This window comes from Streptomyces sp. ADMS (assembly GCF_033441795.1).
Classification (GTDB): Bacteria; Actinomycetota; Actinomycetes; order Streptomycetales; family Streptomycetaceae; genus Streptomyces.
In genome coordinates, this window is sequence record NZ_JAVFVX010000158.1 from 1 (window position 1) to 12,659 (window position 12,659).

8 protein-coding genes and 3 pseudogenes are annotated in these 12,659 nt (G+C 70.3%); 4 read left to right on the forward strand and 7 right to left on the reverse strand.

The window, feature by feature from the left end; all coding sequences use genetic code 11:
- Nucleotides 1-145 precede the first annotated feature (145 nt).
- A complete protein-coding gene (locus tag RB628_RS36810) occupies nucleotides 146-1,081 on the forward strand; it encodes a LysR family transcriptional regulator (protein WP_318324997.1) in 936 nt (311 codons plus the stop codon).
- Between the two features lie 261 nt (nucleotides 1,082-1,342).
- Here RB628_RS36810 and RB628_RS36815 read toward each other — a convergent pair.
- Together RB628_RS36815 and RB628_RS36820 are read right to left on the reverse strand one after the other, a co-directional pair.
- Nucleotides 1,343-1,762: pseudogene (locus RB628_RS36815) on the reverse strand (substrate-binding domain-containing protein); the annotation flags it as partial.
- A pseudogene (locus RB628_RS36820) lies at nucleotides 1,726-2,144 on the reverse strand (transposase); the annotation flags it as partial. The pseudogenes RB628_RS36820 and RB628_RS36815, both read right to left, overlap by 37 nt.
- Before the next feature lie 54 nt (nucleotides 2,145-2,198).
- On the opposite strand from RB628_RS36820, the pseudogene RB628_RS36825 reads away from it, so the two are divergent.
- Nucleotides 2,199-3,061: pseudogene (locus RB628_RS36825) on the forward strand (IS5 family transposase).
- 185 nt (nucleotides 3,062-3,246) lie between these two features.
- Here RB628_RS36825 and RB628_RS36830 read toward each other — a convergent pair.
- The 5 genes from RB628_RS36830 to xylB form a co-directional block, all read right to left on the reverse strand.
- Nucleotides 3,247-4,770: an aldehyde dehydrogenase family protein gene (locus tag RB628_RS36830; RefSeq protein WP_318324998.1), complete on the reverse strand. Its 1,524-nt coding sequence runs from the start codon at nucleotides 4,768-4,770 to the stop codon at nucleotides 3,247-3,249.
- Nucleotides 4,771-5,002: 232 nt separating this feature from the next.
- Nucleotides 5,003-6,319 carry a GAF domain-containing protein gene (locus RB628_RS36835; protein ID WP_318324999.1) on the reverse strand — a complete coding sequence of 439 codons (1,317 nt, stop codon included), beginning with the start codon at nucleotides 6,317-6,319 and terminating at the stop codon, nucleotides 5,003-5,005.
- A gap of 71 nt (nucleotides 6,320-6,390) precedes the next feature.
- Nucleotides 6,391-6,990 (reverse strand): N-acetylmuramoyl-L-alanine amidase, encoded by a 600-nt coding sequence (locus RB628_RS36840; RefSeq protein WP_318325000.1) that lies wholly within the window; start codon nucleotides 6,988-6,990, stop codon nucleotides 6,391-6,393.
- Between the two features lie 261 nt (nucleotides 6,991-7,251).
- Nucleotides 7,252-8,481 carry an ROK family transcriptional regulator gene (locus RB628_RS36845; protein ID WP_318325001.1) on the reverse strand — a complete coding sequence of 410 codons (1,230 nt, stop codon included), beginning with the start codon at nucleotides 8,479-8,481 and terminating at the stop codon, nucleotides 7,252-7,254.
- 134 nt (nucleotides 8,482-8,615) lie between these two features.
- Nucleotides 8,616-10,061, reverse strand: coding sequence for a xylulokinase (xylB, locus tag RB628_RS36850; protein WP_318325002.1), 1,446 nt, complete (start codon nucleotides 10,059-10,061; stop codon nucleotides 8,616-8,618).
- Between the two features lie 189 nt (nucleotides 10,062-10,250).
- Between xylB and xylA the strand changes: the two genes are divergently transcribed.
- Complete coding sequence (xylA, locus tag RB628_RS36855; RefSeq protein ID WP_318325003.1) at nucleotides 10,251-11,417, forward strand: xylose isomerase; 1,167 nt, start codon at nucleotides 10,251-10,253, stop codon at nucleotides 11,415-11,417.
- A gap of 471 nt (nucleotides 11,418-11,888) precedes the next feature.
- Nucleotides 11,889-12,491: a hypothetical protein gene (locus RB628_RS36860; RefSeq protein WP_318325004.1), complete on the forward strand. Its 603-nt coding sequence runs from the start codon at nucleotides 11,889-11,891 to the stop codon at nucleotides 12,489-12,491.
- The last annotated feature ends 168 nt before the right edge of the window (nucleotides 12,492-12,659 follow it).

Consider the following 12,659-nt stretch of genomic DNA (forward strand, 5'->3'; position numbering starts at 1 on the left):
CGGCTGCGGATGTCACGGAGATGTCCTCCCGATTGCGGTGCCACTAATCTGGCCCAGTAGATTGCAATCAGGGAAATCGATTTCCTGTATATGAGAATCCAGCCGGTGAATACCGATGGTGCTGGCTCCGGAATTGGGATGCTTCGTGAACTTGGCCAGCCTGGACCTCAACCTCGTCGTTGCCCTGCGCGCCCTCCTGCAGGAGCGCAACGTCACCAGGGCCGGCCAGCGCATCGGGCTCAGTCAACCCGCGATGAGCGCGGCCCTGGCCCGGCTGCGCCGCCACTTCGACGACGACCTGCTCGCCCGGGTGGGCGGAGGGTACGAACTGACCGCCCTCGGGCGGGCCCTCCTCGACCGGACCACGACCGCGTGCGACCTGCTGGAGCGCGTCTTCGCCAGTCAGGCCGAATTCGACCCCTCCCGCGAGGAACATGAGTTCACGCTGATCGCCTCGGACTATGCGGTTGCCGTCTTCGGCGCCGAACTTGCCCGCACCGTCCAAGCCGAGGCACCAGGCATCCGGCTCAGGTTCAAACAGGTACCGAACGAATTCATCGACAGTACCGGGTCGCTGCTCAGCACCGTGGACGGGCTACTGCTGCCCCATGGCATCATTCGCGGCTTCCCCACGGTCGAGCTCTACCAGGACAGCTGGGTCTTCCTCGTCGCGGACGACAACCCCGAGGTCGGCGAGCAGCTCACCCTCGACGACCTGGCCCGACTGCCATGGGTGACGTACCAACGAGCCTACGACGCCCCCGCCGCCCGCCAGATTGCCATGCTCGGCATCGAGCCGCGCGTGGCTGTCTCCGTCGACAGTTTCCAGCTGATGCCACTCCTGGTCGTGGGCACCCGCCGGGTAGCTCTCCTCCAGAGGCGTCTCGCCGACGAGTTGGACGGACTCGCACACGTCCGCATCGTGGAACCGCCCTATGACGCCGTGCCGATCCAGCAGGCCCTGTGGTGGCATCCGGTCCACATGCACGACGCGGCGCACATGTGGCTGCGGGAGACGATGGCCCGGGTCGCCGAGATGATGGAGGCCGGTCGGCCTACGATCTCCCGTCCGCCGAAATGAGGGTGGGGCTATGCCCTGCATCGGCAAAAGGCACCGGCGAGCGACGGCCGACGCCGAATGGCGGCCGTCGCGTGGAGCCGGGTTGTACAGTTGCTGCTGATCTGGCTGGAAAGGTTCGCCGGCCGGTCCTGTACCAGCGGCGACGACCGCCTGCTCAAGCTGTGTGTATCGGGTCGCGTCCCCGGGATGGGCGTGCCGGTAGTCCCGGAAGATCCGCTGGTTCCGACTCCGCAGCCAGGGAGGAGGGCCGCTGCTGCCCCGTACAACCAGTTCGGGCTCCAGCGCGACCAAGGTTCCTGTTCTCGGCTCGCCCTCGATCTGGGCGACAAGGAGTTCCAGCGCGCGACGCCCGGCCTCGCCGGGATCCTGCCGCACCGTGTTCAACGGAGGCCACACGTATTCGGCCTCGGGGATGTCGTCGTAGCCGACCAGGCTGACGTCGCCCGGCACGTCGCGGCCCGCCTCGCGGAGGGCACGCAGTACCCCGAGGGCCATCTGGTCGTTGGCGGCGAAGACGGCGGTGGTATCGGGCATGGCGGCCAGTCGTCGCCCCTGTGCATAGCCCGACCGTGCACAACAATCGCCCCGTAACGGGTCTGTCGAACGAACGGCTCTGACCCGTCTGTGGTGACATCGGGTAGCCGTCAGGGCGGGAGGATGCGGTGGCGGAGGAGGTCGAATCCGGCGCGTCCGTGCATTTGTCTCATGATCCTCTGATGCGCGTGTTGACGCCTTCGGTGCGGCCGTTGTGGTCGAGCAAGGTGAGGTCGGCGTTCACGGCGGGCCGGTCGATTTCGAGGCAGTTGGTGAAGCTGCGCAGGTGGGGCAGGTCGACGGCACGGGCGGCCGTGATCCGCTCGGTGAGTTTCACGTCGTTGTCCTCGCCTGATTTCAGCAGGGCGGCGAAGCCGCCTATGAGATCGGTGAGTGCGGTCATCGCCGGCCAGGCCGCGGCGATCTGCTCCAGCAGGGTCGTTTCCTTCGGGTGCAGGTTTTCGGGGTCGGTGAGCAGGAGGCGGCCGGCATGACGGTGCGGTGGTGGGACCCCCGGCAGCAGTACAGGCACAGGTCTTGGCGATCATGGAGTTGCGACGCTCTGTGATCACCGGGGAGACCTGTGCCTGTACTGCCATCATGGCTGACCGAACCGCTCTGGGGCCAATTCGCCGCCCTGCTGCCCGAGTGGCCCGGGTATCACCCGGACCATCCGCGGGCTGCCACCGCCCACGCATCAGCGACCGGATCGTCTTCGGCGAACTGCTGCAGCTCCTGCGCTTCGGCTGCTCCTACCAGGCGATCGCCGACACGACCTGTTCGGCCACCACGATCCGCCGCCGCCTCGACGAGTGGATCCGGCTCGGCGTCTTCGCCCGGCTCAAACAGATCGCGCTGGAGTCCTACGACCGCATCGTGGGCCTCGTCCTGGACCACATCGCTATCGACGGCTCCATCACCAAAGCCCCCGGCGGCGGCGAGGCCGCCCGACGCTCACCGGTCGACCGCGGCAAACAGGGCCTGAAACGCTCCGGCATGACGGATGGTTACGGAATCCCACTGGGCCGTGTACTGGCCGGAGCGAACCATCACGACTCCCCGCTCCCCGCTCCCCGCTCCCCGCTCCTCGCCCCGACCCTGGACCGCCTGGACGACCTGGGACCGCTGCCGGACATCATCACCGTGCACCTGGACGCCGGCTACGACTCGGACAAGACGCGCGCTGTTCTCGGCGAACGAGGCCTGCACGGCCGGATCGCACACAAGGGCGAGAAGGCACCGATCCAGGCAAGCCAGCGCTGGCATGTCGAAGGGACCCACGCCTGGCAGAACGCCTTCCACCGCATTGCCCGCTGCTACGAGCGCCGGACCACAGTCATCGACGCCTTCTTCGACCTCGCCGACACCATCATCACCGTGCGCAGCCTGATCCGTCAGTCATGGACGACCCACCGCTGGGACGAACGCCCCAACCGCCGCCCATGACCACACACCTATCCGCGCGACCTCTTAGCTGGACTCTGGCCCGGAAATGCCCCGGAACTGCTGGTCAGACCCGGGATACAGGTGGAGATATCGGGAGTAAGGGACTGTTTCGAACCTCGCCTAATTGTGCGTCCCGAAGGGTGCCTGAAGGGCATCGTCCCTGTTCAGGCGCCCTTTTTCTGTGTCTAGAAGAAGCCCAGCTTCTTCGGCGAGTAGCTCACCAGTAGATTCTTGGTCTGCTGATAGTGCTCCAGCATCATCTTGTGGTTCTCACGGCCGATCCCGGACTGCTTGTAGCCGCCGAACGCCGCGTGCGCCGGATATGCGTGGTAGCAGTTCGTCCACACCCGGCCCGCCTGGATCGCGCGGCCGGCCCGGTAGGCGGTGTTCATGTCCCGGGTCCACACGCCTGCCCCGAGACCGTACAGCGTGTCGTTGGCGATCTTGATCGCGTCGTCGAAGTCGTCGAACGACGTCACCGACACCACCGGCCCGAAGATCTCCTCCTGGAAGATCCGCATCCTGTTGTCGCCCTCGAAAATCGTCGGCTGGACGTAGTAGCCGCCCTTCAAGTCGCCGTCGTAATCGATGCGTTCGCCACCCGTGAGGATCCTGGCGCCCTCCTGTCGGCCGATGTCCAGATAGGAGAGGACCTTCTCCAGCTGGTCGTTCGACGCCTGGGCGCCGATCATCGTGTCCGTGTCGAGCGGGTGACCTGGCTTGATGAGCTCGGTGCGGGCCACCGCCGCCTGGAGGAAGTCGGCGTAGTTGCCGCGCTGGACGAGCGCCCGGGACGGGCAGGTGCACACCTCGCCCTGGTTGAGCGCGAACATGGTGAAGCCTTCGAGTGCCTTGTCGCGGAAGTCGTCGTCCGCCGCCCACACGTCGTCGAAGAAGATGTTCGGTGACTTGCCGCCCAGCTCCAGCGTGACCGGTTTGATGTTCTCCGAGGCGTACTGCATGATCAGCCGCCCCGTCGTGGTCTCACCCGTGAACGCCACCTTCGCCACCCGCGCGCTGGAGGCGAGCGGCTTGCCCGCCTCCACCCCGAAGCCGTTGACGATGTTCACGACCCCCGCAGGCAGCAGGTCCGCGATCAGGCTCATCCAGTAGTGGATGGACGCCGGCGTCTGCTCGGCGGGCTTGATCACGACCGCGTTGCCCGCCGCGAGCGCGGGCGCCAGCTTCCAGACCGCCATCAGGATCGGGAAGTTCCACGGGATGATCTGCGCGACCACACCCAGCGGTTCGTGGAAGTGGTACGCCACGGTGTCGTCGTCGAGCTCGCCGAGCGACCCCTCCTGCGCACGGACGGCGCCCGCGAAGTAGCGGAAGTGGTCGATGGCGAGCGGGATGTCGGCGGCGAGCGTCTCCCGTACGGGCTTGCCGTTCTCCCAGCTCTCGGCGACCGCCAGTGGTTCGAGGTTCGCCTCCATCCGGTCGGCGATCTTCAGCAGGATGTCGGACCGCTGGGTCACCGACATACGGCCCCACGCCGGCGCAGCCGCGTGTGCCGCGTCGAGCGCGCGTTCCACATCCTCGGCGGTGCCCCGCGCGATCTCCGTGAACGGCTGCCCGTTCACCGGACTCGGGTTCTCGAAGTACTGCCCCCGGGCAGGCGGCACGTACTCGCCGCCGATGAAGTGGTCGTAGCGCGCCTGGTAGGAGACGATCGCGCCGTTGGTACCGGGCGCCGCGTAACGGGTCATGCTGGCCTGCCTCCCTCAGCAGAGCCGCCCGCCGTTGGGCCGCTCTCGTCGTGAGGCTAGAAGCGCCGACGTTGCAGGCAGGTTGCGTGCGGGCTCCGGCGGTGCGGTGCGCTCCGGATTCATGCACGGGCGCACGATGCGTACGAGGGTGCCGGGGTGTGGCCCGACAGGTGCCGGACGCCCGCGTGAGCCGTGGGAACCGCGCCCCCGGGTTTCGAGCGTCGGTGTTCCGTCAGCGCCGGGCGGCCTGATGTGCCCAGCCCCGTGGTGCTGCCTGTTCCCACTCCAGTTCGTTCAAGCGTGCTCGTACGGCCGGTGTCGGTCGCGCTGCCGCGAGCGCGCGCCATACGTCCAGGTCGTCCTCGCCCCATGGCGCGTGGGCCCAGTCGGCGAGCAGGTCCGGGTCCCGGCGGGCGACGAGCGCGGTGCGCAGGCCGTTGGAGAGCCTGCGCCGCAGCCGGGCCACAGTCGGCGCCCGGGAACCGGGCAGCAGTGGGCCGGCATACGCTCGCACCGCTGTCGTGACCGCACCGGTCTCGAGCGCGCGTTCCACGATGGCGATGTCCGACTCGACCGGCACCGTCAGCCGGTACGGGCGCGACGTCAGCATCCCGGGAGCAAGGACACGGCGCAGCCGGGCCAGTTCGGCGCGCAGCGTCACCGGTGTCACCGACTCGTCCTCGTACAGCGCACACAACAGCTCGTCCCCGGTCAGCCCTTCCGGGTGGCGGGCGAGCAGGACGAGAAGCTCGCTGTGCCGACGGCTGAGCCGCAACGCGCTCCCGGCGACGAGCAGTTGGGCCTCGTCGCGGCCCAGTGCGGTCAGTCCGAGCGCGTGCGCGGCGGGGCGGGCCGGAGTCAGCAGCGCCAGCTGGGACTCGGCGGCCCGTGCCACCGCCTGCACGAACCCCAGGCTGTGCGGATGCGCGAGCCCCTCCCGGCCGGTGATGTCCACGGCACCGAGCACCAGTCCCGTGCGGGGATCGTGCACCGGAGCCGCCGCGCACGTCCACGGCTGCACCTGCCGGCTGAAGTGCTCGGCCGCGAACACCTGAACCGGCCGGTCCACGGCGACCGCCGTACCCGGCGCGTTCGTACCCACGGCCGACTCGGCCCAGCGCGCACCCGGTACGAAGTTGATCCGCCCCGCCTGCCGCCTGGTCGCGGGATGCCCCTCGACCCACAACAGCCTGCCCTGAGCGTCGCACACCGCGAGCAGGTGCTCGCCGTCGGCGGCGAAGGTGCCCATGAGTTCACGGAACAGCGGCATCACCCGGGCCAGCGGATGCTCGGCACGATAGGAGCCGAGGTCGCCGTCCACCAGCTCCACGCTCGCCGTGCCGTCCGGTCCCACCCCTGCCCGGGCGGAACGCCGCCAGGAGTCCGCCACCACGGAACGCACCGGCCGGGTCACCGTCCCCGCCTCGGTGAACGTCTCGTGCGCGCGACGCAGCACCCGTACGCGTTCGACGGGATCGGCCCCCGGTTCAAGGGCCACCCATGGATCGGTCAACTCGGCCTCCCCGGCCTGCGATGTGGCTGGTGACATCGTCACTCCGGGGATGGGCAAGGACAACCGTTTCGACGGAGTCGACCGGACGGACGGCACCACCGGTCCGCTCAGGAAGCGTTGACGAGACGTATGTACCGCGTCCAGTCCCAGACCGGTCCGGGATCAGTGTGATCGGTGCCGGGCACCTCGTAGTGCCCGATGATGTGCGTGCGGTCCTTCGGTATTCCGTAGCGCGTGCAGATCGTCGAGGTCAGCTGCGCCGACTTCTCGTACAGGACGTCCGTGAAATAGCCGGGCCGGTCCACCCACCCTTCGTGTTCGATGCCGATGCTGCGCACGTTGTGGTTCCAGTCGCCCGCGTGCCAGGCGATGTCGTGCTCCCGTACGCACTGCGCCACGTGTCCGTCGCCGGACCGTACGACGTAGTGCGCGGACACCTTCTTCAGCGGGTGCTGGAAGACGGCCAGGGTGTTGGAGTAGGACGCCTGGGTGACGTGGATGACGACGAGGTCGGGAGTCTGGGCCTCCGGTCGGCCGGCCGCCGTGTAGTTGGCGGTGGTCGCCGGCTCCCAGGTGGCGATGGGGTAGTCCAGGGACCGGGGCTGGGCGCCGGCCCGGGGCGCGGGGAGCAGGGCATAGGGGCCGGCGGCGAGCGCCGCGCTCTTCAACAGCCGCCGTCTGCTGGGGGACGACCTGGTCCGCTCCATCCGTGGGGCCTTTCGACAGGGGTGGGGGAGTACTGGTTGAGGGACGCACTGCTGCGCCAGGGGGTTGCAGATGTCTGAGAGATGCTTGGCCAGGAGCCGGAGTGCCAGCGGTGTCGCACCGACCGTGGGGGCGCCTCACGTGGATCACGCTACGGCGCTCGGCGGTTGGGTAGGAAGCGTTGCCGATTTTCGGTGGATGACCGAGTGATTGTGGACAACCCGGTCACCCGAACGGGTTCGGACGGCGTGCTGTGCGGCGGATCAAGGGCGGGGCTGGGCCACTCGGCCCCGCCCCGCCACCGCCCCCGGATCGTCCAGCACCGCCCGCACCACCGAGTGCGCGGCGCCCAGCAGCGGGCCCTCGGGTCCCAGCCGGGACACCGACACGGAACAGGCGGGTCCCGCCGTACGCCGGGCCAGTTCGGCCTCCAGGGACGGCAGCAGCCACGGCGCGAGCCCGGACAGCGCACCGCCCAGGACGACCGTCTCGGGGTCCAGCAGGTTGACCGCCCCGGTCAGCGCGATGCCGAGCGCCGTGCCGGCCCCGTCCAGGGCCCGCCGTACGTCCGTGTCGCCCTGGGCGGCGCGCTCGGCGAGCAGCCCGACGCGGTCCTCGCCGGGCTCGACGCCCGCCGCCCGCAGCACCGCCTCCTCACCCGCGTACTGCTCCAGGCACCCGCGTCCGCCGCACGGGCACTCCGGCCCCTCCGGACGGACCGGTACATGCCCCAACTCGCCTGCGAAACCCCGTGTTCCGCGCAGCAACTGCCCGTCCACGACCACCGCCGCGCCGATGCCGATCTCGGCCGACACATGCAGGAAATCGGGCGGAGTGCCGTCTCCCAGCCAGAGTTCCGCCAGAGCGCCGAGGTTGGCCTCGTTGTCCACGGTCAGCGGGAACTCGAAGGGCAACAGGGCGCCGAGATCAGTGCCGTGCCAGTCGAGGTTGGGGGCGCGGACGACCGTCCGCCCGTCGCGGCCCACGAGCCCCGGGACGGCAACCGTGAGACCGGCCGGCCACAGGCCCTCGCGCTCCGCCTCTGCGAGCACCTCGCGCACCAGCTCGGTCAGTTCCACGATCACCGGTTCGGGGGAGCGTCCGCGGTTGGCGCCGTGGCGCACGGCGCGTGCCCGCACCTCGCCGCGCAGATCGACCGCGCAGACCGCGAGATGATCGACCCCGACCTCCGCGCCGATCCCGGCCGGACCGCGGCCGCTCACGGCGAGTGCCGACCCGGGGCGCCCCACCCGGCCGGGCCGCTCGGGGCCCAGCTCTTCGAGCAGCCCCGAGCGGATCAGCTCGTCCACGAGTGTCGACACCGCCGCCCGGGTCAGCCCGATGCGCGAGGCGACCCCGGCACGGGACAGCGGACCCTCGGCGCTGACGGTGTGCATCACCCGCGCGAGGTTGCGGCGGCGCATGCCCTGCTGGGTGTCGGGCAGCCGGGCTCCGGCGCCGGGCGGACGCGCCTCGTGCAGCGGTGCTGTCATGCTTCCGTCAGTCCTCGGTGGGTGTCCGTGAGCCGACGTTCGTGGCGGACGTCCGTCGGCGTCGGGGGAGTCCGTCGGCGTTCCTCAGCGGGTGTGGTTCGCCTCCGTCGATTCGTGTGCGTCCCTCGGGTCCGTCACCCGGCGTCCATGCCCCGCTCCAGCAGCGGCGATGCGTCGGAGAGTACCCCGGCGATCCTCTCCAGCGTCGCCTCGTCCCGCGCCACCGCGTCCAGGACCGGCCCCCGGGCCGTGTCCCAGCGGCGGGCGACCGCGGCCGGGTCCTCGCCGGTCAGCAGCCCCGCCGCCTGGGCCGCGGCGCCGAGGGCGACCAGCTCCTTGGCCTCGGGCACCTGCACGGGCCGTCCGGACAGCCGGCGTACGGTCTGCTGCCAGGCCGTGCCGCGCGCGCCGCCGCCGATCAGCAGCAGCGGTGCCGAGCGGTCCGCGTCCGCGTCGAGCACCAGATCGAGGGCGCCGAGCAGCGAGTGCACCGCCCCGTCGTACGCGGCCTGGAGGAGCTGTCCGCCGGTCGTGTCGTGGCGCAGCCCGTGCAGGAGCCCCGTGGCCCCCGGCAGGTTCGGGGTGCGCTCACCGTCCAGGTAGGGCAGGAGCGTGACGCCCTTGCCGGGTTCGACGGCCTCGCGGTCCAGGCCCAGCAGGGCCGCGACACGGTCGACGGCGAGCGTGCAGTTGAGCGTGCAGGCCAGGGGCAGCCAGTCGCCCCGCGCGTCGGCGAAGCCCGCGACGGTGCCGGTCGGGTCGGCGGGCCGGTGCGTCGAGACCGCGTACACCGTGCCCGACGTGCCGAGGCTCAGTACCGGAGTGCCGGGGCGCAGCCCCAGTCCCAGCGCGGCGGCGGCGTTGTCCCCGGTGCCGGCGGCGACCAGGGTGCCCTTGGAGAACGGCAGGTCGTGGCCGTCGCGGACGGTCCCGGCCACCTCACCCGGCCGTACCACCCGGGGCAGCAACGCGGGGTCGAGCCCCACGTGCGAGAGCACCTCCGCGTCGTACGCCTCCGTCCCGGACGCCCACCAGCCCGTGCCGGACACGTCGCCGCGGTCGGTGGTGCCCTGGCCGGTGAGGCGCTCGGTGAGGTAGTCGTGGGGGAGCCGTACGGCATGGGTGGCGCGGACCGCCTCCGGCTCGTGCTCCGCCAGCCAGGCCCACTTGGTTACCGTGAAGGAGGCGCCCGGCACGCTTCCGGTGCGCTCCGCCCAGGTCTTCGCGCCGCCCAGCTCCTCGATCAGCCGGCGGGCCTGCGGCGCGGAGCGCACGTCGTTCCACAGCAGCGCCGGACGGACCGGCTCGCCCTGGGCGTCCAGGGTGACGAGCCCGTGCTGCTGGCCGCCGATCGACACGGCGGCGGCCTCGCGGGCCGCGTCACCGCATTGGCTCAGCGCCTCGCACAGGGCGTTCCACCACTGCCGCGGGTCGCTCTCACGGCCCGCCCCGGTGGTGACGGTGTGCGGAGCCTGGCCGGTCGCTACGACGTGCCCGGTGGCCACGTCGACGACCAGCGCCTTGGTGGACTGGGTCGACGTGTCCACGCCGACGACGAGTGGACCCTCGGCTGCTGACATCGGGCTCTCCCTCTTCCGCGGCTCCGCGGGATCTGGCCTGGTGTTTTCCGGGGCGCGTCCGGGTCGCGGCGACCCGTTCTCACCCTCAGTCTCTGCTCAGGGACACGTTGTCTCTTCCCAGAGATGCTTCCGCATACTAATTTGTAAAGCGCCATGACGAAATAGTCGGAGCAAGCAAGGAGCCGCGGCATGAACTACCAGCCCACCCCCGAGGACAGGTTCACCTTCGGCCTGTGGACCGTCGGCTGGCAGGGACGGGACCCGTTCGGCGACGCCACCCGCCGTGCGCTCGACCCGGTCGAGACGGTGCAGCGTCTGTCCGAGCTCGGTGCCCACGGAGTGACCTTCCACGACGACGACCTGATCCCCTTCGGGTCCTCGGACACCGAGCGCGAGTCGCACATCAAGCGCTTCCGCCAGGCCCTCGACGCGACCGGCATGCGCGTACCGATGGCCACCACGAACCTCTTCACGCACCCCGTCTTCAAGGACGGCGCGTTTACCGCCAACGATCGCGACGTGCGCCGCTACGCGCTGCGCAAGACGATCCGCAACATCGACCTCGCTGTCGAACTCGGCGCGGAGACCTACGTCGCCTGGGGCGGCCGGGAAGGCGCCGAGTCCGGCGCCGCCAAGGACGTACGCGTCGCCCTGGACCGTATGAAGGAGGCCTTCGACCTTCTCGGCGAGTACGTGATCTCCCAGGGCTACGACCTGAAGTTCGCGATCGAGCCCAAGCCGAACGAGCCGCGCGGCGACATCCTGCTGCCGACGGTCGGCCACGCCCTGGCCTTCATCGAGCGCCTGGAGCGCCCGGAGATGTACGGCGTCAACCCCGAGGTCGGCCACGAGCAGATGGCCGGGCTGAACTTCCCGCACGGCATCGCCCAGGCCCTGTGGGCGGGCAAGCTCTTCCACATCGACCTCAACGGCCAGTCCGGCATCAAGTACGACCAGGACCTGCGCTTCGGCGCCGGTGACCTGCGTGCCGCATTCTGGCTGGTCGACCTCCTGGAGAGCGCCGGATACGCGGGCCCGAAGCACTTCGACTTCAAGCCGCCGCGGACCGAGGACCTCGACGGCGTGTGGGCCTCGGCGGCCGGCTGCATGCGCAACTACCTCATCCTGAAGGAGCGTGCGGCCGCCTTCCGCGCCGACCCGGAGGTCCAGGCGGCCCTGCGTGCCTCGCGCCTGGACGAGCTGGCGCAGCCGACGGCGGCGGACGGCCTGGCGGGCCTGCTCGCGGACAGCTCGGCCTTCGAGGAGTTCGATGTGGAGGCGACGGCCGCGCGCGGGATGGCCTTCGAGCAGCTCGACCAGCTGGCCATGGACCACCTGCTGGGGGCGCGCGGCTGAGCCGTGCGCCGGGGGACGCCCATCATCGATGGGCGTCCCCGTCACTGCCGTATGCAACTGTGCTCCGGTTGATCCCCTGTGACGGTTCCTGCGTGCATTGCTCCGGAATCGTGCGGTCCATGGCCTGAGCCCGTATCAACTTCCGCGTGGGGGTCGCGTGCTGACCGGTTCGCGGCGAGTCTTGACGGTATGGCCATGCCGCCCGTACCGCCTCAGCCGCCCGGGCCGCCGGGGAACAACCCGCCTCCGGGCGGTGGCTTCGGACCACCTCCCGGAGGTTTCGGCCCGCCTTCCGGAGGAGGTTACGGAAGCAGGGGCTACGGACCTCCTCCGGGAGGCTACGGACCGCCCACGCAGGGCGGCGGGGATTGGCTGCCACCGGAGCCGCCCGAGGATCCGCACGGCCCGGGCGGACACCGCGGACCCGGTAGGCGACCGAACCCTCTGTTCATCCTGATCGCCGCGATCGTCGTGCTGGGAGCCGTCATTGCCGTGGTTCTCCTCGCCTCCGGAGACGAGGTCACCCCGGAGCAGAACCCGCCGGAGAGCAGCCAGGACGCAAGCAGCACCCCCGAGCCGTCGTTCAGTTTCCCGACCGAGCTGCCCACAAAGCTCCCCACGCTGCCGTCCGAGTTCCCCACCGGGCTTCCGACCGAGTTCCCCACGGACCTGCCCAGCGAGTTCCCGAGCGACCTGGAGTCGCTCATCCCGCTGGCCGGTGACGAAGTGCCCTACCACATGCTGCGAACGGGCGACTGCTTCGACATCGATGCCGCCCACCCCGGCCAGGCCGCGAAGCGCGCGTGCGACGGTCCGCACGACGCCGAGGTCGTGGAGGTGGCCGAACTGGAAGGCGGTTACACGACGGACACCGCCCTGAGGAACGCCGCGTCCGCCCTGTGCCGGCCAATCCTCAAACGCGAGGCGGCCGAGCAGCCCGAGGGTGCCGTGCGGGGCAGTCTGGTGCAGTATCCGGACACCGTGGGCTACCGGTTGGGCATCGACAACGTCGTGTGCAGCCTGGCCGCAGGCCCCGGCTCCGGGCCCCGGAAGCTCACCGGACCGCTGACCTGACGTCCTGTCGGATCGCGGTCCACGCGTGCGTGCCGCTCGGCCGGCAGGCCGCGCGCCACGGTCGGTCGGCGGGACGGCCGGCTCCGACGCGTCGCCCTCGCCTCCTTCCGGCGTTCTAGGCCCGGACTTCGCGGGTCACCGTTTCAGGTTTGTGGCCAGTGGGTTTGT